The following is a 24,667-nucleotide window of genomic DNA, read 5'->3' as shown; positions in this document are numbered from 1 at the left end:
ACAATGGCCGCTGTTGTATGCAAAATCGGAGCGCAGCGTAACAACTTGCGCCAAATATTCGGTTATGCTGAATCTTTACCAACTTGTCCGCCTGGACGATGTCCGACCCTTACCCTGCTACCGAGGCGCACGCTCAGCGCGCCGCCAAATCCTCTCCCAAATCCCTGCTGGACCGTCTGCTTTCCCTGGTGCGGCGCGAGCCTGAAGACCGCGAAGGCATCAAGGCCATCCTCGAAGCCGCGCACGAGCGCGAGCTGCTCGACGCAGAGTCCTACGCCATGATCAAGGGCGCGCTGGCCGTGTCCGAGCGCACCGTCGCCGACATCATGGTGCCGCGCTCGCGCATGGATCTGCTCGATATCTCCCAGCCGCTGCCGCAGTTGCTCGCCACCATCATCGAGACCGCGCACTCGCGCTTTCCGGTCTACGAAGACGACCGCGACAACATCATCGGCATCCTGCTCGCCAAGGACCTGCTGCGCTACATGCTCGAGCCGGCGCTGGATATCCGCTCGCTGGTCCGGCCGGCCGTGTTCATCCCCGAGGTCAAGCGCCTGAACGTGCTGCTGCGCGAGTTCCGCGCCAGCCGCAACCACCTGGCGATCGTCATCGACGAGCATGGCGGCATTTCCGGCCTGGTCACCATGGAAGACGTGCTGGAACAGATCGTCGGCGACATCGAGGACGAATTCGACGAGGACGAGGAAGAATCGATCTTCCCCGAAGGCGAGAACCAATGGCGCCTGACTGCCTCGACGGATATCAGCCATTTCAACGCCACCTTTGCCACCGACCTGCCCGACGACGAGTACGACAGCGTGGGCGGCTGGCTGGGCGGCCAGCTGGGGCGCATTCCGCGCCGCGGCGACAGCGCCGACCACGACGGCCTGCATATCGAAGTGGTGCGCGCCGACGCGCGGCGCGCCCTGTGGCTGCGCGTGCGCCGCAACGCGGGCGCACAGCCTCCGGCGAGCGCCGCTGAATGAGCCCGGCCGGCAAGGGGCCAGCCTGGCGCCAACCCGCCATCCTGGCCGCCGCGGGCGCCGCGCACGCACTGAGCTTCGCCCCCGATCCCCTGCCCGCCTGGTCGCTGGCGCCGGTGCAGGTCATCGCGCTGGCGGTGGCCGCGCATGCCAGCTTGCAGGCGCCTTCGGCGCGGCGGGCGCTGGCGCGCGGCTGGCTGTTCGCCATGTTCAGCTTCAGCCTGGGCCTGTACTGGCTGTACGTCAGCATGCACGACTACGGCGGACTGGCCGCGCCGCTAGCGGCCGCGGGCGTGCTGGCGCTGTCGGCGTTCCTGGCGCTGTTTCCGGGCCTGGCCTGCGCCGCCGCGCGCTGGCTGTGCCCGCCCCATTGGGACGCCAGCCCGCCGGCGCGCGCGCGCCGCACGCTCTACACGGCCGCCACCTGGGCCGCCTGCTGGGCCGCGCTCGAATGGCTGCGCGCCGTGGTGCTGACCGGCTTCCCGTGGCTGAACATCGGCTACGCGCACGTCGACAGCCCGCTGGCCGGCTGGGCGCCGCTGCTGGGCGTGCACGGCATGGCGCTGCTGGCCGCCTTCGCGGCCGCCGCGCTGGCCGGCCTGTGGCAATCGGCCTCGGGACGCATCGACAGCCGCCAGGCGCTGGCCGCCGGGGTGGCGCTGCTGCTGGCGGGCGCCGGCTGGCTGCTCGGCCAGTTCAGCTGGTCGCGGCCCGAAGGCAAGCCGCTGCACCTGCGCCTGGTGCAGGGCAACGTCGAGCAGTCGCAGAAATTCGATCCGGCGCTGCTGGAAACCGGGCTGCGGCGGCACCTCGAACTGGCCTCGCTGCCGCCTCGCCCCGGCGAACCCAAGCCCGATCTCATCATCCTGCCCGAAACCGTCCTGCCCGTTTTCCAGGACCAGTTGCCCGCCAGCGTCTGGGACGCCTGGATCGAGGTGGCGCGGCGCGCCGACACCCGCATCGCCATGGGCGTGCCGCTGCACACGCAGCCCGACGGCGCCACGGGGCACCGCTACACCAACAGCGTGATCGGTTTCGACGCCAGCACGCCCGTCGAACAATTGCGCACCGGCACCACCGCCATGCGCTACGACAAGCAGCACCTGGTGCCCTGGGGCGAATACGTACCGCCGGGATTCCGCTGGTTCGTCGACATGCTGGACATCCCGCTGGGCGACTTCGACCGCGGCGCCGCGCGCCAGCCCAGTTTCGACATCGCGGGCCAGCGCATCGCCTTCAACATCTGCTACGAAGACCTGTTCGGCCCCGGGCTGCTGCCGGCGCTGCAGGATGGCCCCGACGGCCGCCCTGGCGCCACCATCATGGCCAATGTCAGCAACCTCGGCTGGTTCGGCAACACCTGGGCGCTGCGCCAGCACCTGCAGATCGGCCGGCTGCGCACCATGGAAACGGCGCGCCCCATGGTGGCCGCCACCAACACCGGCATCACCGCCGCCATCGATGCGCGCGGACGCGTTGCCGCCGCCTTGCCGGCCGGCCGCGCCGGCGTGCTGCCGGTCGCCGTACAGGGCATGACCGGCCTGACGCCGTACGCCCGCTTCGGCGACAAGCCCGCGCTGGCGCTGATCGGCCTGCTGCTGATTGCCGCGCCAGCCCTAGGGCCGGGCCGTCAGCGCAAGCGCCGCCTCGTCGGGCGGCGGCAGCAAGGGCCCGCCGCCCACGCCGGTGCGCGCCAGCGCATCGGCAATCTGGCGCATGTCATCGGAATCCAGCTCCAGCGTCGCCGCGCCCAGCCAGCCATCGACCTGCTCGGCGCTGCGCGCGCCCGCAATGGCGCCGGTGACGCCGGGCCAGGCCAGCGCCCAGGCGACGGCAATCGCCCCCACGCTGGCGCCGTGGCGCTGCGCGATCGGCTTGAGCGCATCGGCAAACTCGAGGTTGGCCGCCAGCCGCGGCGCCATGAACTCGGCGTTGCGGGCGCGCCAGTCGCCTTCTGGCAAAGCCGCGGCGCGCTCGGCGCTGAAGGCGCCCGACAGCAGGCCCGACTGCATGGGGCTGTAGACGATGACGCCGGTGTCGTGGCTTGCGCACCAGGGCAGCAGGTCCGCGGCGCTTTCGCGGCGAATGGCCGAGAACGGCGGTTGCAGCGTTTCGACGTGGCCCAGCTGCTCGGCCGCCTGCACCTGCGCCAGATTGTGGTTGGACAAGCCGACGTGGCGCACCTTGCCGGCCTGGCGCAGGTCGAGCAGCGCTTGCCAATACACCTCGAGGGGCGTGCCGTCGCCGGCCGGCCAGTGCATCTGGTACAGATCGATGGCTTCGACGCCGAGCCTGCGCAACGATGCCTCGACCTCGCGCCGCAGGCTGTCCGGGGCGCCGATGCGGCGCGGCTTGGCCATGGGGTCGGCGGGCGAGCCCACCAGGCCGCCCTTGGTGAAGACATAGGGCCGCTCCGAAGGCGGCATGCCGGCCAGCGCACGGCCCACCAGGCTTTCGGAATGGCCCAGGCCGTAGACGGCCGCGGTGTCGATCCAGTTGATGCCGCGGTTCACCGCGTGGCGGATGGCGCGGATGGACTCGCCGTCGTCCTGCGCTCCCCAGCCCACGGACCAGCCCGGCCCGCCTATCGCCCAGGCGCCGAAACCCACGCGCGTGATCCGCATATCGGTGGCGCCCAGCCTCTGGGTGGGAAACGAAGTGCTCATGATGGCGTGCTCCTGCGTGATAGGCATGCGCCCGCGGCCGGGCTGCGCAAAGATTAGGACAGGTCGGCGCCGTACTCAAACCGACGGGCCAGGCGCAAGGCTGGTCCACATCGATTTATTTCCCCCTGACTTGCACGTCACAAAAAACTCGTGCATAATCTCGTTTCTTCGCCAACGGCACTAAACAAACCGGCAACGAAAACCGAAATTTCAGCAGAAATGCGGTTGAGTTACCAGCTTGATTAGGATGTTTTACACCGGGGGTATAGCTCAGCTGGGAGAGCGCTTGCATGGCATGCAAGAGGTCAGCGGTTCGATCCCGCTTACCTCCACCAGTCCAAGGCGAAGTAAAGTAGTACCAGTCCTGTCCCCTTCGTCTAGAGGCCTAGGACATCACCCTTTCACGGTGAGTACAGGGGTTCGAATCCCCTAGGGGACGCCAGTTCGTCTGGCATGGTGTAGAAGTTACGCCGCTGCGGAGCGGTAGTTCAGTTGGTTAGAATACCGGCCTGTCACGCCGGGGGTCGCGGGTTCGAGCCCCGTCCGCTCCGCCAAAAGATTCCGAAAAGCCAGTTGCTCACGCAACTGGCTTTTTTCTTTCCGGGTGCCTGTCCCCGCAGGGGGACTGGCACCCGCAAACTCTCGGGGTGCCTGTCCCCGCAGGGACAGGCACCGATCCGCCTCCACGCCTGCCACTTCCCGCAGGGACAGGCGCGAACCGCCCCCCCCCTGCTGTCGCCCCCGCTTTCCGCAAAAGAGTTGACACTTTTACCGGCTCCTTCTACCTTTACGCCATGAAGGAAAAGCCTATTACCGCCATCGACAAGAATGGCATCGACGCACCGCTGACCGACGTGGTGTACCAACGCATGCTCGACGGCATCTATGCCGGCGGACTGCCCCCCGGCGGCGTGATCAACGAGGTGGAACTGGCGCGCGAATTCGGCGTGAGCCGCGGCCCGGTACGCGAGGCGGTACGCCGCCTGCAAGGCATCCAGATCGTCACCCGCGAACCCTACATGAAGGCGCGCGTGGTCGCGATGTCGGCCGAATCGGCGCTCGAGCTGTTCCAGATGCGCATGGGCCTGGAAGGCGTGGCCTGCTTCCTGGCCACGCAACGCATGAGCGACGCCGATATCGCGCAATTGCAGCGCGACATGGACGCGCACTACCAGAGCTGGGCGGCGCGGCGCGAAGGCGCCCCGAACGGCGAGGAACGCCATTTCGACCTGCACGAGCGCATCGTCCGGGCCAGCGGCAACAAGCGCATCATCGCCGCCCTGTGCGAAGACCTCTATCACCTGCTGCGCATCTATCGCCGGCACTCGGGCTCGGCGCTCGAGCGCAAGGACGACGCCTACGACGAGCATTGGCAGATCGTGCGCGCCATCGCCAGCCGCGATGCGCGCCTGGCCGAATCGCTCATGCGCTCGCACATCGAGCGCGCCGCCAACCACGTCGCCAGCCAATTGCGCGAACCCGCCATCCAATGAACCCTGCCCTGCCTGCCACGCCCTCGGACCGTTTCGCCGCCGGGCTGGCCGAAGTCTGCCAGTTCGTCTCCACGCTGAGCTGGGACGCCATTCCCGACGCCGTGCGCCAGCGCGCGGTGGACGTGCTGTGCGACGATCTGGCGGCCATGGCCGCCGCCGCCCCGGAACCCGAATTGCGCCGCTACGCCGCATTGCTGACGGCGCGCGCCGGCACGGCCGAGTCGCCCCTGCTCAGCCCGGCGCTGCCGCGCGTGGGCCGCATGGAAGCCGCCTCCTGGAATGCCCTGGCCGGCAATTGGTGCGAACTGGACGAAGGATTCCGGCTGGCCATCTGCCATGCCGGCATCTATACCCTGCCCGCGCTGCTGGCCGAGGCCACGGCCACGCGCGCGCGCCTGCGCGACGTGCTCACGGCCCTGACCGGCGCCTACGAGCTGGTCACGCGCTGCGCCATGAGTTTCCATGTCATGCCGCCGCCCGTGCATGGCCACGCGCTGTGGAGCGCGGTCGGCGCAGCGGCCGCGGTATCGCTGCTGCGCGGCCATGACGCGCAGACCTTGCTGCGCGCCGTCTCCGGCGCCATCACCACCGCCAGCATGGGACCGCGTTCGCACCTGATGGCCGGCGTCCTGATCCGCAACGGCTGGGCCGCCGCCGGCGCGCTCAACGGCATGCAGTGCGCCGACTGGGCCGAATGCGGCTTCGGCGGCGCCCCCGCCAGCATGGAGGAAGTCTGCGCGGGCATCGTCAAGGCGAGCCTGCGCGAAGGCGAAATCACGCGCGAGCTGGGCACCCGCTGGTCGCTCTCGCACGGCTACCAGAAACTGTATTCGTGCTGCCAGCACGGGCACTCCGCCGTGCAGGCCTGCCTGGCGCTGCGCGCCGACCCCGGATTCGAGCCGCAGCGCATCCGCGCCATCCGCCTGGACACCCACGCGCTGGCGCTGACCCTGGACACGGTCCACCCCACGACCACCCTGGGCACGCGCTTTTCCATGCCGCACATGGTGGCGGCCGCGTTGGCGCTGGGCACCGGCAGCGCCGCGGCCTTCAGCCAGTCCACGCTGTCCGACCCGGCCGTGGCCGCGCTGCGCGAGAAAGTGCGCATGCGCCTGGCCGACGCGCCCATGCCGGCGCCGCACGACCGGCCGGCCTGGCTCGAGGTGGAACTGGACGATGGCCAAGTGCTGCGCGCCAGTTGCCTGAGCGCGACCGGCAGCCCCGACAACCCGGTCACGCCGGCGCAGTTCGAGGACAAGCTGGCCCGGCTCGGCGCCGACGTGCTGCCGCGCCTGCCGCAGGCCATCGCGCCCGCGGCCTGGCAGGCGGCGCTCGACGAGGAAACCGGCGCCTGGCTCGCCGCGTTGGCGCGCCAGGCCTGAGAAGGGCGCGCCGCGCGGCGCGCCCTGCCCTTAGTTCAGCTTGATTCCCGCCGCCTTGATGACGCGGGCCCACTTGGCCGTGTCGTCGTGGATGAGCGTCTGGAATTGCGCCCGGGTGGTGGGCTGGAAATAGGCCGCCATGGACTGCAGCTTCTGCTCGACCGGCGCGCTTTGCATCACCTGGTTGACGGCGCCGTTGAGCCGTTCGAGCACGGCCTGCGGCGTGCCCGCGGGCGCGAACACGCCGAACCAGGTCGTCGCCTCGAAGCCGGCCAGTCCGGTTTCGGCGATGGTGGGCACGTCGGGCAATTGCGGACTGCGCATGGCGCCGGTCACGCCCAGCGCCTTGAGGTCGCCGCGCTGGATATGCGGCATGGCCGACGGCAGGTTGTCGAACATCAATTGCACCCGCCCGGCCAGCAGGTCGATCATGGCCGGGCCGCTGCCCTGGTAGGGCACGTGCGTGATGCGCGTGCCCGCCATCGCGTTGAACAGTTCGCCGGCCAGGTGCGTCGTGCCGCCGTTGCCCGATGAACCGTAGTTGAGTTTGTCCGGATGCTTGCGGGCGTAGTCGATGAGCTCGGCGACCGAATCGACCGGCAGCGCGGCCGGCACCACCAGCACGTTCATCGATTGGCCGGCCAGCGCGGCGGGCGCCAGGTCCTTCTCGACGTCGTACGGCATATTGTCGAACAGCGACGGATTGATGGTGATGTTGCCGGCCGCGCCGAACAGCAGCGTATAGCCGTCCGGGGCGGCCTTGGCCACGATGTTCGAGCCGATGTTGCCGCCCGCGCCCGGCTTGTTCTCGACCACGACGGTCTGCCCCAGGACATCGGTGAGCTGTTTGGCCACCAGCCGGCCCAGCGTATCGACCGCGCCGCCGGGCGCGAACGGCACGACCATGCGGATCGGCTGGCCGGGCCAGGCGTCGGCCGCCGCCGCGGGCGCGGCCGACAGGCCGCCCAGCATCATGGCACCGCACATGCCCGCGTTGCGCAGGGCGCTCAGGAATTTTCTGCTCATGGGACTTCCGACAGTTGCGTTGAGAAACCGGTACACGCCGCCCGCGTGAGGCCACGCGGGCGGCGTGCTCAATTCAGCTCGGCCAGCGGCCAGGGCTCCAGGCGGCGCAGCTGGCCGATCAGGGCTCGCACCCTCGCGGCCGGGAACGCCAGGCCGAACGCCTCTGCGGCCTTGCGGTCCAGCGCCTCGTCGGCCAGCGGCCGGTCGGCCGAACCCAGCGGGTCGGCCACCCACTCCGACAGGCGCTCGCCCGAGCGCAGGCGCAGCGTGACCCGCGCCGGGCCGCTGGCCGGGTACAGGCTGTCGCATTCCTGCGTCTGCGCCACGCTGACGCACGCCGCCAGCGCATTGATGTCGGGCCGCGTCCGCGCCGCTTCCGAGAAGCCGGCCAGGGTCACCTCGCCGTCCACGCAGGCCAGCGCCATGACCCAGGGAAACGACAGCTGGGCGACTTCGAGGGTGTCCCACGGCAGGCGGGCGTGCGGCATGGCCGCGCCATAGGTTTCGACCTCGATGGCGGCCACGTCCGCCGCCTGCCAGGCGGCGCGCGCCTTCAGCGCCATGACGGCGTCGATGGCCGGATGGATGTGGCGGCAGCAGGGATAGGGCTTCAGGTACGAGCGCGCGATGGCCGGCGCGGCGCGTTCGCGCGCGCGGCTGCCATCCCACTGCGTGATGCCGCCGAACGCCTGCAGCAGGCCCGCACGGCCCTCGATGACGCCGCGCGGCCCCTGTGCCACGCCCTGCCGAGCCATGAGCGCGGCGCGCAGCCCTTCGCGCGCGGCATGGCCCGGGTGGAATTTCTTGACGTTGCTGCCGCCGGCCAGATAGGCGAACAGACCGCCGGAGGCGCTGGCGGCCAGGCCCATGGCGCTTTCGATGCCCGCGCCGTCCAGGCCCAGCAGGGTCGCGCACGCGGCCGCCGCGCCCACCACCCCGGCGACCGGCGTGGTCTGGAAGCCGCGCTGGCTGGCATGCGGATGCAGGGTTTCGGCGATGCTGACCGCCACTTCGAAGCCCGCCACGACCGCGCACAGGAACGCGAGATAGTCGGCCTCCTGCTGCCAGCCCAGCGCCAGCACGGCGGGCACGACGGTGGTGGCCGGATGGATGGAGCCCTCGCGGTTGCCATCGTCCATTTCCAGGGCATGGCAGGCCGCCGCCATCAGGCCGGCGGACTCCAGCACGGTCCAGCGCTCGGGGCCGCCGAACAGGGCCACCGGTCCGGGCTGCGCATTGATGCCGCGTTCGAGCTCGATGGCGGCGCGCACCAGGGGCTGGCGCATGCCCGCCGCGCATGCGGCCAGGGTATCGAGCGCATGCCGGGCGCTTTCGCGCAGGACCGCCTCGGACGGGCGGCTGTCGCGCAGCGCGGCGCACCAGTCGGCCAGGGCCCGGGTGGGCGTGGCGCCGGCCATCAGGGAACCTTTGAAATCGTGTGTCATGCCTGCTCCTCGCCCAGCCGGGACGCGATCGCCTGGCCGATGCGCAATCCCAATCCCAGCGCGGACAACAGGCCGTTGCCCGACATGTAGCCCAGGCTGCCCCGGTTGCCGCTGATGCCGCACGCCGCGCCGCCGCCGGCCCACAGGCCGTCGATGACGCCAGCCTGGTCCGTCAGCACGCGGCCGTCGATATCGACCCGCAGGCCGCCCTGGGTATGGAAGATCGCCGGGCCGATGCGCGTGGCGGTCAGCCGCTCGCCCAGCGGGCCCAGGCCCCATTGCGCGCGCCCGTGGGCATCGGCGCCGCCGTCCGCGGCGCACTGGCGCGCCGCCTGCAGCGTGGCCGCCAGCCCGGCGGCATCGATGCCCGTGCGGGCGCACAGTTCCTCCAGGCAGCCCTCGAGCACGCCGCCGTGCGCGACGAGTTCGGCATATTCTTCCTGCCCGGCCGCCGTGACGTCGCGCACCTGGGTATCGGCGATCACCCAGAACGGCCCCGTGCGCGCCAGCTCCAGCGCGGCAAAGGCCGAGTAGCCGATGCTCTCGTCGCCGAAGCGCCGGCCCGAGCGGTCGACGATGATGCCGCCCTTCTCGATCACGGTCCAGGTGACCAGCGAGCCGTGCGGATCGGCCAGGCTGGCATGGCCCTGGTAGGCCTTCATGTTGGCCAGCCCCGCGCCCAGCGATTCGCCCCACAGGATGGCCTCGCCTTCGCTGCCGGTGCCGCCGCCGTACGGCGCGGCGGCCACTTCGGGCACGAAGCGCGCCAGCAGGCTTTTGTTGGCGGCATAGCCATTGCTGGCCAACACCACATGGCGCGCGCCCACGCGCGTGACCGCCCCGTCCGGGGTGGCGCACTCGACGCCGCGCGGCCGCCCCTCGCTGGCGATCAGGCCGGTCACGGCGTTGCTCCATGCCACCGGAATGTCGCGGCGCTCGCACTCGCGCAACAGGTCGTCCACCAGGTCGGCGCCACGGCGCGACGGCGGCGAATGCAGGCGGTGCACGCGGTGGCCGATGTGCTTGTAGGTCTCGACCAGGGTCAGCCGCACATGGGCGCTGTCGACCAGCCACTCGACCAGCCGGGCCGAGGTCTCGGTCAGGGCCCGCGTCAGGTCCATGGCCTCATGCTCGCCGGCGATCGTCAGCAGGTCCTCCTGGAACATGCGCGGCGTATCGTGCACGCCGGCCGCCTCCTGGAACCGGGTGCCGGCCGCCGGAATCGAGCCGCTGGACAGCACCGTGTTGCCGCAGGCCCGCTCGGCCTTGTCCAGCACCGCGATGCTGGCCTGCGGATACGCATCGTGGATGGCGACCGCGGCCGTCAGGCCGCAACCGCCCGCCCCCACGATGACGACATCGAACTCCATATCGAATTCCATCGCCGTCGCGTCCCGCGCTTACTGTACTTTCGCGCCGGAGATCTTGACGGCCGTGGCCCACGAAGCGCGCTCGCGATCGAGCTCGGCCTCGAAATCGGCAAGCGTCACCGCGCTGGGCGTCAGGCCCAGCTTCTGCATTTTCTCGACCACGGCGGGCGACGCCATGACGGTCTTGATGTCGGCGGCGATCTTCTGCACGACCGGCGCCGGCGTGCCCTTGGGCGCGAAGATGCCCGACCACGGCGCGGCCGCGAAGCCCGGGAAGCCCTGGCCGGCGATGGTGGGATAGCCGTTGCCGCTGTAGTCCTTGTCGGTGGTCAGCGCGATCAGTTTGAGCTTGCCGGCCTTGACTTGCGGCTCGGCCGAAGGAAAGCCGGTAATGCCGACCGGCACGAAGCCGGCGACGATATCGTTGATCAGCGGGCTGGCGCCCTTGTATTGCACGGCCTGCATCGGGAACCCGCCGCGCTCGCGCAGCAGCTCCATGGTCAGGTGCGAGGCGGTGCCGTTGCCGTCGGTGCCGTACACCTGGTATTTGGGGTCCTTCTTGGCCAGGGCGATCAGCTCCTGCAGGTTGTTGGCCGGCACATCGGGGTTGGCGATGATGGCGTTCGGATAGAACACCACCTTGGAGATGGCCTCGAAATCGCCCTTGGGATCATAGGTCAGGCTCGGATAGAGCGACCCGGCGATGCCATGCGAGCCGGTGACGCCCAGCAGCAGCGTGTAGCCATCGGGCGCGGCCTTGGCCGCGAAACCTGCCCCCACGGTGCCGCCCGCGCCGGCGCGGTTCTCGATCACCACGGTCTGCTTCCACTCCTTGCCCAGCGCCTCGCCCAGCACGCGCGCCGTGATGTCGGTGGGGCCGCCAGGCGCGAACGGCACGATCAACGTCACGGGACGCTGCGACCACTGCGGCTGCGCCGCGGCCTGCTGCGCGGGCAGCGCCGCCCAGGCGGCCAGCGCCAGGACCGTCGCCGTGACCCGGCGGCGCGTGTGCGCGGCGCCCGGCTGGAATCCAAAGTTGAAGAAGTTCATGGCTGGTCCTTTAATGTTGACAGATTAAGCAAATAGTTACTTGAATGACACTGAAATCGCAGAAAATCCAGCGCTCAAGGCAGAAATCTACCCTAAAACCATAAAAGTGTTAACAGATTGTGGGCTGGTGTTAACACCTACGCAGCATCGGCGGGCGGCGCGCCGCTCAGGTGCCGCACGGCGTGCAGGACCTCCTCGCGTTCCATGTCGCGCACGATGAAAACCAGTTTTCCGACCAGGGCGGGCGGTACGGCCCCGGCCGGCTCGGGCGCGGAAAACACGTGATGCACCGCGTGCACCGCCATCCGCCCCTGGCCCTCGAAGGCCAGCACGCCCTTGAGCCGCAGCAGGCGGTCGGCGAATGTGCGCTGCACCTCGTGCACGAAAGCGGCCCAGGCCGGCCAGCCGATGGCATCGAGGACATCGACCGTCACGCTGTGGATGCCGTAGGCCAGCAAGTGGCGCAGCGCGCTGGCCTGCGGCGCGCCGGCCGAGGGATGGCCCTGCGCCGCCGGCGCCGGCCGGTCCGCCGCCGGGTCCAGCAGCAGGCGCGCCAGCGTGTCGTCGGGCAGGCTGTTTTCGTAGACCCGGGCAGTCGGGTTCAGCTCGCCCAGCCATGCGGCCAGGTGCCGCGCCTCGGGATGCAGGTCCAGCTTGGTCAGCACCACGGTGTCGGCCATCAGCAGTTGCGTCTTCGCTTCGGCATACGCCTGGACATCGACCTGGCCGAAGCCGGCGTCGAAGGTGGTGACGATGCCGGCGAAGCGGAACTGGCGCGCCAGCGCCCCGTCGCCATAGACGGCGTTGATGATGGGGCCGGGCTCGGCCAGCCCCGAGGTCTCGATCAGCACGCGATCGAACCAGGGAATTTCCCCGCGCAGGCGCCGGTAGTACAGCGAGGCCAGCGTATCCTGGATCGCGCTGCTGGCCAGGCAGCACAGGCAGCCGGAATCGAGCAGCTGGATATCGCGGTCGTCGGACTGGTCGGCCACCAGGGCCTGGTCCAGCCCGACCTCGCCGAACTCATTGATGATCACCGCGCAGCGCGCGAATCCCGGCTGGTGGATCAAGCGCCGCAACAGGCTGGTCTTGCCACTGCCCAGGAAACCCGTCAGCAGGGTGATGGGGATGGTGCTCATTGCCCCGCGCTCAACCCGCTTCGCGCGCCGGCAGCGCCTTCAGGTAGTCGGCGACCTCGGCGGTCGGGATGACGTCGGCGTACTTGCAGTTCAGGTCGAACAGGCTCATGGCGTGGCTGGACTGGAAGCGGTCGAACGAGGCCTCCTCGGGAATGATGACCTTGAAGTTGTACGAATAGGCGTCGACGGTGGTCGCGCGCAGGCAGCCGGACGTGGTGCAGCCGACCAGGATCAGCGTATCGACGTCGAAGAAATTGAGGTGGCTCATGAAGATCGTGCCGAAGAAGCACGACGGCTTCTGCTTGACGATGCGGATGTCCTGCGGCAGCGGCGCCAGCTCCTCGACGGTGCGGGTGGCGTGAGTGTTGGCGAGCACGGTCTTCTCGCCGCCGCGATGGTTCTTGCCCACCTGCACGCCGCTGTCGAGCAGGTCGTTGCGGCGGCCGCTTTCGGTGTAGAACACCGGCAGGTTCTTCTCGCGCGCCAGCTCCAGCAGCGGCACGATGTGCTTGACCGCGTCCCATGCCTCGGCGCCGCAGTGCGTGCGGTACTGCTTCAGGCCTTCGAGGATGTCCTCGGGCTTGTCGCCGCAGAAGTTGTATTGCACGTCGATGATGAACAGCGCCGGCCGCTTGCCGAAGCCGCCCCGCTTGCCGTAGCCGGCCGCCTTGTATACCTCTTTGTCCCGCTCGGTGAGGAAAGCGTCCCAGATGCGCTTGGTTTCCGACATATTGATGCTCCAGTGAATAGGTATGGGTATCGATCAAAGGCGGCGCAGATAGCGCCCGCCCGGCGTCTGGCGGGCCTCGTCGGCGATGCGGCCATCGCGCGCCACAGTGCGGCCGCGCACCAGCGTGCGCACCGGCCAGCCTTTCAGGCGCATGCCTTCGTACGGCGAGTAATCGGCGTGCGATTCGAGCTCGCCCGGGTCGACGGTCTTCTCCAGGTCGGGATCGACGATGACCAGGTCGGCGTCGTTGCCGACCGCGATGCGGCCCTTGGCCGGCATGCCGTAGATGCGCGCCGAGGCGCCGCTGGCCACCCGCATCAGCGTCTCGAGCGGCACCTGGCGCCGGTGGTAGCCCTCGTGCAGCAGGATGGGCAGGATCATGCCGGTGCCGGGAAAGCCGTTGCTGGCGGCCCAGATATCCTTGTCCTTGGTGGCGCGCTTGCGCGGCACGTGGTCCGAGCCGATGGTGGTGATCGCGCCGTCGCACACGCCTTCCCACATCGCGTCGATGTCGGCGGCCGAGCGCACCGGCGGATTCACCTTGGCATAGGTGCCGGCCGGACTGCGGTCGTCCAGAAACAGGTAGTGCGGGCAGGTTTCCACGTAGATGGGCGCTGCGCGCCCTTCGTGGCGATGGCGGCGCACTTCGCGCAGCGCCTCGCGGCTGCTCAGGTGCACGATATTGACCGGCGTGCCGGTCTTGCCCGCGAAGTAGCAGACGCGATGCACGTTCTCGGCCTCGAGAAAATCCGGGCTCTGCTCGTTCCAGGCGGCCAGGTCGTCGCGGCCGGCGGCGCGCAGCGGGTCGCGCAGCCACGGGATCACCTCGACGTTTTCGCAATGCACGCCCAGCACCGCGCCCGGGATGGCGCGCGTGGCGTTCAGCGCGCCCCACAGCAGGCCGTCGTCGATATCGGTAAAGCCCTTGGACAGCCCCGCCGCTCCCTTGTACATCATGTACAGCTTGTACGAGCTGACGCCGAAGCGGCGCGAGATCTCGTCGAGCGTGTCCACATGCAGGCGGCTGGTGATGCCGAAGTGAAAGCCGAAATCGATGCAGCTCTGGCTTTCGGCGCGCGCGCGCACCGCGTCGAAACTCTCGCGGATATCGGCCGAGCGATGGAACGAAATGACGCTGGTCGTGCCGCCCAGGGCCGCGTTGCGCGACTCGGTTTCGAAATCGGTTTCGGGCGAGCCGAAGCCGAAGTGCACGTGCGGGTCGATGACGCCCGGCAAGGTCCACAGGCCCTGGCAATCGATGGTCTCGCGCGCGGCGGGCATGTCCTGCCCGTGGCTGCCGATCACCGCGATCCGGCCGTCGGCGATGCCGATGCTCCCCGGCACCAGGCCCTGCCCTTCCAGGAACACGAGGGTGTTGGCCAGTAGCGTATCCAGAGGTCGTGCCATGTCGGTTTTCCTTGATTCGTGGGATTACTGCAGATAATCGGCCAGCACGCTGGCCGGGATGCCGCCCTGGAGCAACAGTTCGCGCTCGGACTCGGTCAGCGCCTGCGGCATGACGCTGAATTCGACCCGCATGCCGTCGTCGCGGCTGGCGGCCACCCGCACCGGCCGGCCCTGGCGTATGCCATCGAGCACATCGAAGAACTCGAACGTCTCGCTGCCGTCCAGGCCCAGCTCGCGCCAGCCCTGGCCGCGCTCGAACTGGAACGGGATCACCCCCATGCCCACCAGGTTGGCCCGATGGATGCGTTCGTATGATTTGGCCAGCACCGCGCGCACGCCCAGCAGCGCCGTGCCCTTGGCGGCCCAGTCGCGGCTGCTGCCGGTGCCGTACTCCTCGCCGGCCAGCACGATGGTGGGCGTGCCGGCGGCCATGTAGCGGCGGCTGGCGTCGTAGATGCTCAACTGCTCGCCGGACGGGAAATGGCGCGTATAGCCGCCTTCGGTGCCCGGCACCAGCAGGTTGCGGATCCGGATGTTGCCGAAGGTCGCGCGCGTCATGACCTCGAAGTTGGAACGGCGCGCCACATAGGTGTTGAAATCCCGCTGCGCCACGCCCAGGCCCAGCAGGTACCGGCCCGCGGGCGCCTCGGCGGGAATCTCGCCGCTGGGCGAGATGTGGTCGGTGGTCAGCGAATCGCCATACAGGCCGAGCACGCGCGCCCCGGCCAGGCGCTGGCCGAACTGCTGGGCCGGCGCCTTGAAGAACGGCGGCTCGACCAGGTAGTTGGAATCGTCCCATTGCCAATGCTGCCCGGACACCTCGGCCAGCGCGCGCCATTGCGACGCGCCTTCGGGCTCCAGGCCCCAGACCCTGCGAAAGCCTTGCGGCGACAAGGCGCGCGCCATGATCTCGTCCAGCTGCGCCTCGCCGGGCCACAGCTCGTGCAGCCACACGGGCTGGCCGTCGGCATCGGTGGCGATCGGCTCGCGCGAGAAATCGATGTCGATGCGCCCGGCCAGGGCATAGGCCACCACCAGCGGCGGCGAGCCGATGTAGTTGGCGCGCGCCAGCTTGTGGATGCGCCCTTCGAAATTGCGGTTGTCCGACAACACGGTGCACACCACCCACTGGTTGTCGGCGATGTCCTGCGCGACCTCGGGCGCCAGCGGGCCGGATTTGCCGCCGCAGGTGGTACAGCCGTAGCCGATGACGCCGAAGCCCAGCGCCTCGAGGTCCTGCAGCAGGCCGGTGGCGGCCAGGTAGTCGGTGACCGTGCGCGAGCCCGGCGCGAGCGAACGCTTGACCCAGGCGGGCGGGGCGATGCCGCGCTGGCGCGCGGCGCGCGCCACCAGCGCGGCGGTCAGCATGACCGACGGATTGGAGGTATTGGTGCACGAGGTCAGGGCCGCCACCACGATGCTGCCGTGGCGCAACCCGGCGCTGCCGGGCGCGCGGGCCAGCGCGGCGGCATCCGGGCCGAAACCGCCCTCGGCCGCCGGGCGCGGCAGGCGCTGCCGGAAGTCTTCGGCCAGCTGGCCGATCGGCAGGCGGTCCTGCGGGCGGCGCGGGCCGCTCATGCAGGGTTCGGCCTGCGCCAGGTCGATGCGCACGACTCGCGCGTAGCGCACCGCGGACGCGGCCGGGTCGGCGCGCCACAGGCCGTTGGCCTGGCAATAGGCCCGCACCAGTTCGATGTGCTCGGCGGTCCGTCCGGTCAGGCGCAGGTAATCCAGCGTCTGCGCATCGACCGGGAAGAAGCCGCAGGTGGCGCCGTACTCGGGCGCCATGTTGGCGATGGTGGCGCGATCGGCCACCGACAGGCCCGGCAAGGCCTCGCCGAAGAATTCCACCATGCAGCCGGTCACGCCCTCGGCGCGCAGGCGCTGCGTCACCAGCAGCGCGGCGTCGGTGGTGGTGACCGGGCTGCGGAACGCGCCCTTGAGCTCGACGCCGACCACCTCGGGAATCGGAAACGTATAGGCCCGGCCCAGCAGGGCCGACTCGGCGTCGATGCCGCCCACGCCCCAGCCCAGCACGCCCAGCCCGTTGACCATGGGGGTATGCGAGTCGCCCCCGATCACGAAATCCGGACAGGCCCACTGCTGCCCGCCGTGTTCGCTGGTGCTGACCACCGTTGCCAGCTTCTCGAGATTGACCTGGTGGATGATGCCGGTGCCCGGCGCGAACACGCGCAACCCGTCGAAGGCCTGCTGCGCCCACTTGAGGAAACGGTAGCGCTGCTCGTTGCGCGCGAATTCGGCGTCCAGGTTGCGGCGCACGGCGTCTGCCGTGCTCCAGGCATCGACCTGCAGCGAATGATCGACGATCAGGTCGACCGGCACGCGGGTATCGACCCGCGCCGGATCGCCGCCGCCGGCCTGCACCGCGTCGCGCAGCGCGGCCAGGTCCTGCAGCACCGGCAATCCGCTCGAGTCGGGCAGGATCACGCGCTCGACGTGCAGCGAGATCTGCTCGGAGATATGGGCCTGCCAATGGGCGACAGCCTCGATCTCGGCTTCCTGCACCGGACGGCCGCGCCCGCGATGGCGCAGCAGGTTCTCCAGCAGGATGCGGATCACGTACGGCAGCGAGGCCAGCTCGACCCCGCTGCGGGCGGCCGCGGCCGCCACATCGGCGTAATGGATCGGCGTGCCCAGATGGAGAAACGACGCGTTCATGTAACCCCTGTTTGTCATCCCCGAAAGCATAGGCGCGGAGCCCTTAAACTGTCAACAGTAAATTCCGCAATCACCAAAACCAGCCCGTATCGATATCAATCAACCCGGATTTTCGCCGCTAAATACCAAGTTTGGACAAAAGAGTTGACACTTTATCGGGCCGAACCGGATAATGCAGCAACTCTGCGCCCGTGCGCCGCCATTCGCCGTTCAAAGGAACCAGTCACTCATGTCCTCCGCCGCCAAGAAATTTCGGGATCTGCTCAATTCGGCCGAATTCATCGTCTCGCCGGGCGTCTACGACGGCTACAGCCTGCGCCTGGTACAGGCCGCCGGCTTCAAGACCGCCTGCACCAGCGGCGCGGCGCTGTCCAACGCCCTGCTCGGCATTGCCGACATCGGGGTGGTGGGGTTGATGGAAAACGTCAACCACTGTCGCATGCTTGCGCGCTCGGTCGACATCCCGCTGACGGCCGATGCCGATACCGGCTATGGCAACCCCGTGAACGTTTTCCACACGGTGCAGATGTTCGAGGAAGCCGGCGTGGCCGGCGTCAACCTGGAAGGCCAGGTCAGCCCCAAGCGCTGCGGGCACATGCCCGGCAAGGACGTGATCCCGCTCGAGGAAATGGTGAAGAAGATCGAGGCGGCCTGCCTGGCGCGGCGCGACGACAACTTCGTCATCATCGCCCGCACCGACGCGCTGGCCGTCGAAGGCATCGAGGGCGCCGCGCGCCGCGCCCAGGCCTATGCCGCCGCGGGCGCCGACGTCATCTTTCCCGACGCGGTGCGCACCGCCGAGGACATCGGCCGCATCGTCGAGGCGGCAGGCGTGCCGGTCAGCGTGAACATGGGCTTCGGCGTGCGCCAGCGCCCCACCACGCCGCTCATTCCCCTGCCCGAGCTCAAGCGGCTCGGCGTCAAGCGCATCAGCCTGCCGCGCATGCTGCCGGCCGCCGCCATCCACGGCATGCGCAGCGCGCTGGAAGAAATGAAGCAGGTCATCGCCACCGGCACGCCGGCCCACCGCCCCGACCTGCTGGTCGGCATCGAGGACATCATGGAACTGATGGGCTACGAAGCGATGCGGGCGCTGGAAAAGAAGCTGACCACGCTCGATTGACGCCCCCGGCCAGGCGTGCGCGCGGCGCGCGAAACCGCGCGATCGCAGCGCCGTGCAGGCCTGCCAAAAATAGTGCATAATTGCGGCCCTGTCGCTTACGACACTATGTTTGACACATAGGGGGTATAGCTCAGCTGGGAGAGCGCTTGCATGGCATGCAAGAGGTCAGCGGTTCGATCCCGCTTACCTCCACCAGTCCAAGGCGAAGTAAAGTAGTACCAGTCCTGTCCCCTTCGTCTAGAGGCCTAGGACATCACCCTTTCACGGTGAGTACAGGGGTTCGAATCCCCTAGGGGACGCCAGTTCGTCTGGCATGGTGTAGAAGTTACGCCGCTGCGGAGCGGTAGTTCAGTTGGTTAGAATACCGGCCTGTCACGCCGGGGGTCGCGGGTTCGAGCCCCGTCCGCTCCGCCAAAAGATTCCGAAAAGCCAGTTGCTCACGCAACTGGCTTTTTTCCTTCCCGGGTGCCTGTCCCCGCAGGGGAACTGGCACCCGCAAACTCTCGGGGTGCCTGTCCCCGCAGGGACAGGCACCGATTCGCCTCCACGCCAGCCACTTCCCCGGCGTGCCTGTCCCCGCAGGGACAGGCACCGATCCGCCTCCACGCCAGCCACTTCCCCGGCGTGCCTGTCCCCGCAGGGACAGGCACCGATCCGCCTCCACGCCAGCCACTTCCCCGGCGTGCCTGTCCCCGCAGGGACAGGCACCGATCCACCTCCACGCCAGCCACTTCCCCGGCGTGCCTGTCCCCGCAGGGACAGGCACCGATCCACCTCCACGCCTGCCACTTCCCCGGCGTGCCTGTCCCCGCAGGGACAGGCGCCGATCCGCCGCCAGACAAGCAAACGGCCGCTCGCGGCGGCCGTTCGTCATGGGCACACGCCGGCGCTCAGTGCGCCGGGCTTGCGCCGCACTGGACGTACAGCGCGCCCAGGGCTTCGCGCAGATCGGGCGGGCGCTGGAACAGGCGCGCGCCCAGCAGACAGCCCTGCACCGTGGCGAACAGCGCGCGCGCGGCCTTCTCCGGCGTGCTGGCGTAGCGCAGCGTGCCTTCGCGCGCACCGTCGGCCAGCACCTTGGCCAGCCAGTTTTCCTCGACCGTGAAAAAAGCCTGCAGCGCGGCGCGCACGCGTTCCGGCAAGGTGTTGAGTTCGGCAGCCAGCATCCCGCCCAGGCAAAGCTGGTCGGCCTGGCAACTGTGCGACTCGACCATGGCGATATAGGCGTCCAGCCGCTCCTTGGCGGGCAGCGTGGGCGAAATGCCGCGCAGGGTTTCCAGCGCGGAGCCGGTGTAGTTCTCGACGGCTTCGTACAGCAGGTCGTCCTTGCACGGGAAGTAGTAATGCACGCTGGACGTCTTGACGCCCACGTGATCGGCCAGGTCGCGATAGCTGAAGCCATTGCAGCCGCGCGTGCGGATCAACTTCTGCGCGTAGTCGAGCAACTGGTCGCGGGTGGTGTTTGTGCTTGGCGTGTCCATGATCGAATTTTACCTATACGTAGGTTGGGGCGATAGCGGGTTAACCCAGAACGGATTCACGCGGCAAGCGGCGCAGCGAACCCGCCGCCCAGGGGGGCGCGGGCTCCCGCGGGCCGGCACGGCTCAACCCGCGACGGGCGGATAGGCCAGTTCGCCGGACTCGGTCAGGCCCTGGGCGCGCGCGGCGGCCAATTCGTCGCGCACCTGCTCGCGCGACACCGTGCTGGCGGCGGCGTAGGCGGTGATCGGATAGTCCTGCTCGCCGGCGGCCATCAGCCCCTGGGTGCGGGCGGCCTGCAACTCGGCCTGCACTTGGGCGTGGCTGAGGGTATTGGCGCTTTCGATGGCGGGCGGGTAATCCAGCTCGCCGGCCTGGGCGACGCCGAACACGGAAGCGAACAGGATCAGGGCGGTAGCGAAGCGGTTCATGGTGAGACTCCTGGATGTGTGATGGAAAATGATCTATGCGTAGATAGGTGTCAGGCTGAAATATCAGCCGGCGACGGGCGGGTAGTCGAGCTCGCCGGAGGCGTCCAGGCCCCGGGCCTTCGCGGCGCTCAGTTCCTGGCGGATCTGGCTGCGCGACACTTGGGTGGCGGCCTGCTCGACGACGGGCGGATAAGCCAGTTCGGCGCTGCTCATCTGGCCAGCGGCGCGGGCGGCCAGCAATTCGTCCTGCACTTGGGCGTGGCTGAGGGCGCTGGCGCTTTCGATGGCGGGCGGATAGTCCAGCTCGCCGGCCTGGGCGACGCCGAATACGGAAGCGGAAAGAATCAGGGCGGTAGCGATGCGGTTCATGGTCAATCTCCGATAGAGGATGCTGCGTTGAGCTATCTATGTGTAGATAGATAAGCCGATAAATAAAAAAGGCCGGTAAGCCTTGCTGCATCGATGCCGCATGAAACGGGATTGCTGCGTCGATGGATGAATATTACCTACTAGTAGATAGATGGCGCAAGCCTTGTTTCGGGGTTTTTTTGTAACTTGATAAGACACCACTTGGCGGCAACACCGCCCGCATCGGCCTCAGGCCGGTAATTATTTACACATGGAAACAATAATTCGGCGCCTCCGCCTGCGGGAAGATCGCATCGCGTTAACGTCGCTCGCGCCGCAAAATCTCCTTATTCCAGTCAATTTCAATCAATACGCTTTCATTTTCGTTTAAATACGGGATATTGCCCAAATCGCCGATTCATTCCTACGATCGGCCGCATTGCCCTGGCGTCCAGCCGCCCGTCCACCGCCCCTATGGAGCCCCGCCCCATGCATACGGCCTACATTCCCGTCCCCACTCCCGTCCGTCCGCCCAGCGCCGAGCGCTGGCCCCTGGCGGCGGTCGCCGAATTGTTCGAGCTGCCGTTCCTGGACCTGCTGCATCGTGCCCAGCAGGTGCACCGCCAGCACTTCGACGCCAACACGGTGCAGTTGTCCAGCCTGCTGTCGATCAAGACCGGCGGCTGCCCGGAGGATTGCGCGTACTGTCCGCAATCGGCCCACTACGATACCGGCGTGGACGCCGACAAGCTGATGCCGCTGGACGAGGTGGTGCGCGCGGCGCGCGCAGCGCAGGCCAACGGCGCGCAACGCTTCTGCATGGGCGCGGCCTGGCGCAGCCCCAAACCGCATCACCTGGAAGCGGTGGCCGAAATGATCGGCGCGGTCAAGGCGCTGGGCATGGAAACCTGCGTCACGCTGGGCATGCTGCGCGACGGCCAGGCCGAACAGTTGAAGGCCGCCGGGCTGGATTACTACAACCACAACCTGGATACCGCGCCCGAGTTCTACGGCAAGATCATTTCGACGCGCACCTACCAGGACCGCCTGGATACGCTGCAACAGGTGCGCGAGGCCGGCATCAACGTGTGCTGCGGCGGCATCGTCGGCATGGGCGAATCGCGCCGCGACCGCGCCGGCCTGGTCGCCCAGCTGGCGAACATGGAGCCCTATCCGGAGTCGGTGCCCATCAACAACCTGGTGCAAGTCGAAGGCACGCCGCTGGCGGGCGCCGAGACGCTGGATCCGTTCGAGTTCATCCGCACCATCGCCGTGGCGCGCATCACCATGCCGCTGGCCAAGGTGCGCCTGTCGGCGGGCCGCGAGACCATGAGCGACAGCGAGCAGGCGCTGTGCTTCATGGCCGGCGCCAACTCGATCTTCTATGGCGATGTGCTGCTGACCACCGGCAACCCGCAGGTCGAGGCCGACCGGCGGCTGCTGCAACGCCTGGGCATGCGCGCCGAGGGCCTGCCCTGCGCGGCGGGCCAGGCGTGAACCAGGGTCTGCTGTACCTGGCGGCCAGCGTCGCCTGCAGCGTCACCGTAGCGGTGCTCCTGAAACTGGCGCGCCGCCACGCCATCGACGTGCGCCAGGCCATCGCGGTGAACTACGCCGTGGCGGCGGCCCTGTGCTGGCTGCTGCTGCGTCCCGATGCGCAGGCGCTGCGCCAGGCCATGCAGGGCGCGCCGGTGCTGGCGGCGCTGGCCGTGCTGCTGCCCACGGTGTTCGTCGCCATGGCGCGCTCGGTGCACCACGCGGGCATCGTCAAGAGCGACGCGGCGCAGCGCCTGTCGCTGTTCATCCCGCTACTGGCCGCCTTCGCGCTGTTCGGCGAAAGCCTGACGGCGCGCAAGCTGGCCGCGATCGCGCTGGCGTTCGCGGCGCTGGCCTGCCTGCTGCGCCGCCGCGCGCCCGCCGGCGCGGCGGCGGACGACGCGCCGGACGATCGCCGCGCGGCATGGATGTGGCCGCTGGCGGTATGGGCCGGCTACGGCGTGATCGATATCCTGTTCAAGCAGCTGGCGCGCAGCGGCACGGCGTTTTCGGCCGGCCTGCTGGCGACGTTCGTGGCCGCGGGCCTGCTGACGCTGGCCTACCTGTGCATCCGGCGCACCCGCTGGCAAGCCCGCCACGCGCTGGCCGGCGTGGCGCTGGGCCTGGCCAACTTCGGCAATATCCTCACCTACGTGCGCGCCCATCAGAGCCTGCCGGACCACCCTGCCCTGGTGTTCGGCGCGATGAACATGGGGGTCATCACGGCGGGCACCCTGGTGGGCGCGCTGGCGTTTCGCGAACGCCTGAGCGCGCTCAACCTGGCCGGCCTGGCATTGGCGCTGGCGGCCATCGCCGCCATGCTGCCGTGGTAACTCCAATACTCGGGAGCCTGTCCCAACGGGGACAGGCTCCCGCTATCTTTTGTGCCTGTCCCAACGGGGACGGGCTCCCTTTGCCGCGGCTGTCGCTCCCCAGGCCGCGCGCCTCAGGTTCCGGTGCGCCGGGCTGCCGCGTCGTCTGGCGCGGCCTGCTCGCCGGCCTGCGGCGCGCTCGTGCTTTCGCTGTCGGCGCCTGGCGCGGGCGGACCGGCCGGCGCCGGCGGCTCGACCACGTCGGGGCCGGGGTCGGCCATTTCCATCGTGATGTCCACGTCGGGGTCGACGCGCGGATCGAGCGCGACGGCCGCCGGCGAGCTTTGCAGGGTGTCGGGCATGGGCACGAAGTGCACCGGCGCCTCGTCCACCTGGTGGGCGCCGGTAACGCGTGCCGGCCGCACCTGCCAGACCAGGATCACGGCGCAGGCGGAAATGAACACGTAGTACATGCCGGGACCTCCCAGCGACATCATGACGCCGGCGATCAGCGGCCCCAGGCAGGCGCCCACACCGTAGGTCATGAGCAGGATGGCGCTCAGGCCGACACGGCGTTCGGGTTCGACGTGGTCGTTGGCGAAGGCGGCGCCCAGCGGGTAGAGGGTGAACTGCAGCACGCCGAACACGCACGACAGCGCCACCATCGCCCAGTACGGCAGCACGATCCAGCCCCACATCAGCACCGGCAGCAGCACCAGCACCGCCGCGTTGAAGCGGATCAGGCCGGCACGGTTGATGCGGTCGGACAGCCAGCCCATCGGCCACTGCGACAGCAGCCCGGCCGTTACCGCGGCGGCCACGAAAATGGCCGACTGCGACGTGGACAGGCCGTGCTTGGCGGCGTAGACGGCCGCCAGCCCGTAGAACGCGCCGGACAGGTTGCCCGCCACGAACAGCACGGTCAGGGACAGCGGCACACGGCTGGCGAAAAAGCGCAGGTCCAGCGGCGCGGGCAGCGGCGTGGGCGGGTGCGAGCGCGCGGTCACGGCGATCGGCACCAGGCACAGCACCAGGCACATGGCCACCAGGGTAAGCGGGCCGTCGTCGAGCGTGGCGTAGGCCGTCAGGGCCAGTTGTCCCAGGACCGTGCCCAGGCCGGACACCACCATGTACACCGAGAAGACACGGCCGCGCTGGTGGTTTTCGGTCTGTTCGTTGAGCCAGCTTTCGATCACCATGAACTCGGTGACCATCACGATGCCCGATATCAGGCGCAGCAGCAGCCACAGCGGCAGGTGGTCGACCAGCGCCTGCGCCAGGATCATGCTGGTGGCCACGGCGGCGCAGGCCACGAAGGCCCGGATATGGCCGACCCGGATGATCAGCCTGTGCCCCAGCCGCGCGCCGCACACCAGCCCCAGGTAGTAGCCTGCGATCAGCGCGCCGATCCAGATCTCGTTGACGGACTGCGCGGTCAGCCGCAGCCCCATGTAGGTATTGAACAGGCCCGTGCCGATCAGCATCAGCAGGGTCGCGAAATAAAGCGACGAGAATGAGGAAATCGTGGTTAGCATGGGAACACGGATGTCCGCTTGCGGCAAAACGGG

Annotated in this window: 19 protein-coding genes, 6 tRNA genes and 1 pseudogene; 13 read left to right on the top strand and 13 right to left on the bottom strand. The window is 68.9% G+C overall.

Going from position 1 to position 24,667, the window contains the following annotated elements:
- The first annotated feature begins 98 nt into the window (after window positions 1–98).
- Both LK409_RS03580 and lnt read left to right on the top strand, forming a co-directional pair.
- Window positions 99–986, top strand: a complete 888-nt coding sequence (locus tag LK409_RS03580; protein WP_033446766.1) for an HlyC/CorC family transporter — start codon at window positions 99–101, stop codon at window positions 984–986.
- Window positions 983–2,599 (top strand): annotated as a pseudogene (gene lnt, locus LK409_RS03575) (apolipoprotein N-acyltransferase); the annotation flags it as partial. The gene LK409_RS03580 and the pseudogene lnt, both read left to right, overlap by 4 nt.
- Here lnt and LK409_RS03570 read toward each other — a convergent pair.
- A complete protein-coding gene (locus tag LK409_RS03570; protein WP_003809389.1) occupies window positions 2,600–3,607 on the bottom strand; it encodes an aldo/keto reductase in 1,008 nt (335 codons plus the stop codon). It lies immediately after the preceding pseudogene.
- A gap of 301 nt (window positions 3,608–3,908) precedes the next feature.
- On the opposite strand from LK409_RS03570, the gene LK409_RS03565 reads away from it, so the two are divergent.
- The 5 genes from LK409_RS03565 to LK409_RS03545 all read left to right on the top strand — a co-directional run bounded on the left by LK409_RS03565 (window position 3,909) and on the right by LK409_RS03545 (window position 6,524).
- Window positions 3,909–3,984: transfer RNA gene (locus LK409_RS03565), tRNA-Ala, on the top strand.
- A 31-nt stretch (window positions 3,985–4,015) separates the two neighbouring features.
- Window positions 4,016–4,091: transfer RNA gene (locus LK409_RS03560), tRNA-Glu, on the top strand.
- A 35-nt stretch (window positions 4,092–4,126) separates the two neighbouring features.
- Window positions 4,127–4,203 (top strand) — tRNA-Asp (locus LK409_RS03555).
- 240 nt (window positions 4,204–4,443) lie between these two features.
- Complete coding sequence (locus LK409_RS03550) at window positions 4,444–5,142, top strand: GntR family transcriptional regulator (RefSeq protein WP_003809388.1); 699 nt, start codon at window positions 4,444–4,446, stop codon at window positions 5,140–5,142.
- Window positions 5,139–6,524, top strand: coding sequence for an MmgE/PrpD family protein (locus tag LK409_RS03545; protein WP_010927874.1), 1,386 nt, complete (start codon window positions 5,139–5,141; stop codon window positions 6,522–6,524). Before LK409_RS03550 ends, LK409_RS03545 begins: the two co-directional genes overlap by 4 nt.
- Window positions 6,525–6,554: 30 nt before the next feature.
- Here the strand turns inward: LK409_RS03545 and LK409_RS03540 are convergent, their stop codons facing one another.
- The 8 genes from LK409_RS03540 to acnA all read right to left on the bottom strand — a co-directional run bounded on the left by LK409_RS03540 (window position 6,555) and on the right by acnA (window position 17,400).
- Window positions 6,555–7,550 carry a tripartite tricarboxylate transporter substrate binding protein gene (locus LK409_RS03540; RefSeq protein WP_003809384.1) on the bottom strand — a complete coding sequence of 332 codons (996 nt, stop codon included), beginning with the start codon at window positions 7,548–7,550 and terminating at the stop codon, window positions 6,555–6,557.
- A 68-nt stretch (window positions 7,551–7,618) separates the two neighbouring features.
- Window positions 7,619–8,995, bottom strand: a complete 1,377-nt coding sequence (locus tag LK409_RS03535; protein ID WP_010927873.1) for an MmgE/PrpD family protein — start codon at window positions 8,993–8,995, stop codon at window positions 7,619–7,621.
- A complete protein-coding gene (locus LK409_RS03530; RefSeq protein WP_010927872.1) occupies window positions 8,992–10,377 on the bottom strand; it encodes an FAD-dependent oxidoreductase in 1,386 nt (461 codons plus the stop codon). Before LK409_RS03530 ends, LK409_RS03535 begins: the two co-directional genes overlap by 4 nt.
- An 18-nt stretch (window positions 10,378–10,395) precedes the next feature.
- Complete coding sequence (locus tag LK409_RS03525) at window positions 10,396–11,415, bottom strand: Bug family tripartite tricarboxylate transporter substrate binding protein (RefSeq protein WP_010927871.1); 1,020 nt, start codon at window positions 11,413–11,415, stop codon at window positions 10,396–10,398.
- A gap of 137 nt (window positions 11,416–11,552) precedes the next feature.
- Window positions 11,553–12,554 carry a CobW family GTP-binding protein gene (locus LK409_RS03520; protein WP_010927870.1) on the bottom strand — a complete coding sequence of 334 codons (1,002 nt, stop codon included), beginning with the start codon at window positions 12,552–12,554 and terminating at the stop codon, window positions 11,553–11,555.
- A gap of 10 nt (window positions 12,555–12,564) precedes the next feature.
- Window positions 12,565–13,284, bottom strand: a complete 720-nt coding sequence (locus LK409_RS03515) for an isochorismatase family protein (protein WP_003809371.1) — start codon at window positions 13,282–13,284, stop codon at window positions 12,565–12,567.
- 33 nt (window positions 13,285–13,317) lie between these two features.
- Window positions 13,318–14,691 (bottom strand): dihydroorotase, encoded by a 1,374-nt coding sequence (locus LK409_RS03510; protein ID WP_003809367.1) that lies wholly within the window; start codon window positions 14,689–14,691, stop codon window positions 13,318–13,320.
- Window positions 14,692–14,715: 24 nt separating this feature from the next.
- On the bottom strand, window positions 14,716–17,400 hold the full coding sequence (gene acnA / locus LK409_RS03505) for an aconitate hydratase AcnA (protein WP_010927869.1): 2,685 nt from the start codon (window positions 17,398–17,400) through the stop codon (window positions 14,716–14,718).
- A gap of 199 nt (window positions 17,401–17,599) precedes the next feature.
- Here acnA and LK409_RS03500 point away from each other — a divergent pair, with 199 nt between their 5' ends.
- From LK409_RS03500 to LK409_RS03485, 4 genes are all read left to right on the top strand, one after another.
- The gene (locus LK409_RS03500; RefSeq protein ID WP_010927868.1) at window positions 17,600–18,493 is read left to right on the top strand and encodes an isocitrate lyase/PEP mutase family protein; all 894 of its coding nucleotides are present in this window, start codon (window positions 17,600–17,602) and stop codon (window positions 18,491–18,493) included.
- Between the two features lie 119 nt (window positions 18,494–18,612).
- Window positions 18,613–18,688, top strand: a tRNA-Ala gene (locus LK409_RS03495).
- A 31-nt stretch (window positions 18,689–18,719) separates the two neighbouring features.
- Window positions 18,720–18,795, top strand: a tRNA-Glu gene (locus tag LK409_RS03490).
- A gap of 35 nt (window positions 18,796–18,830) precedes the next feature.
- Window positions 18,831–18,907: transfer RNA gene (locus tag LK409_RS03485), tRNA-Asp, on the top strand.
- Between the two features lie 476 nt (window positions 18,908–19,383).
- Here the strand turns inward: LK409_RS03485 and LK409_RS03480 are convergent.
- From LK409_RS03480 to LK409_RS03470, 3 genes are all read right to left on the bottom strand, one after another.
- Window positions 19,384–19,974, bottom strand: a complete 591-nt coding sequence (locus tag LK409_RS03480; protein ID WP_003809361.1) for a TetR/AcrR family transcriptional regulator — start codon at window positions 19,972–19,974, stop codon at window positions 19,384–19,386.
- Window positions 19,975–20,097: 123 nt separating this feature from the next.
- The gene (locus LK409_RS03475) at window positions 20,098–20,403 is read right to left on the bottom strand and encodes a DUF4148 domain-containing protein (RefSeq protein ID WP_010927867.1); all 306 of its coding nucleotides are present in this window, start codon (window positions 20,401–20,403) and stop codon (window positions 20,098–20,100) included.
- Between the two features lie 63 nt (window positions 20,404–20,466).
- A complete protein-coding gene (locus LK409_RS03470; protein WP_010927866.1) occupies window positions 20,467–20,772 on the bottom strand; it encodes a DUF4148 domain-containing protein in 306 nt (101 codons plus the stop codon).
- A gap of 468 nt (window positions 20,773–21,240) precedes the next feature.
- On the opposite strand from LK409_RS03470, the gene bioB reads away from it, so the two are divergent.
- Both bioB and LK409_RS03460 read left to right on the top strand, forming a co-directional pair.
- Window positions 21,241–22,248, top strand: coding sequence for a biotin synthase BioB (gene bioB / locus LK409_RS03465; RefSeq protein WP_010926132.1), 1,008 nt, complete (start codon window positions 21,241–21,243; stop codon window positions 22,246–22,248).
- Window positions 22,245–23,120 (top strand): hypothetical protein, encoded by an 876-nt coding sequence (locus tag LK409_RS03460; protein WP_010927865.1) that lies wholly within the window; start codon window positions 22,245–22,247, stop codon window positions 23,118–23,120. Before bioB ends, LK409_RS03460 begins: the two co-directional genes overlap by 4 nt.
- 113 nt (window positions 23,121–23,233) lie before the next feature.
- Here LK409_RS03460 and LK409_RS03455 read toward each other — a convergent pair whose 3' ends face one another.
- Window positions 23,234–24,634, bottom strand: coding sequence for an MFS transporter (locus tag LK409_RS03455; protein ID WP_033450308.1), 1,401 nt, complete (start codon window positions 24,632–24,634; stop codon window positions 23,234–23,236).
- Window positions 24,635–24,667 lie beyond the last annotated feature (33 nt).

This window comes from Bordetella parapertussis, from assembly GCF_020735925.1.
Taxonomy (GTDB): Bacteria; Pseudomonadota; Gammaproteobacteria; order Burkholderiales; family Burkholderiaceae_B; genus Bordetella; species Bordetella pertussis.
The sequence above is the reverse complement of the archived record's forward strand: the minus strand, read 5'-3'. Positions and strand labels throughout refer to the sequence as shown.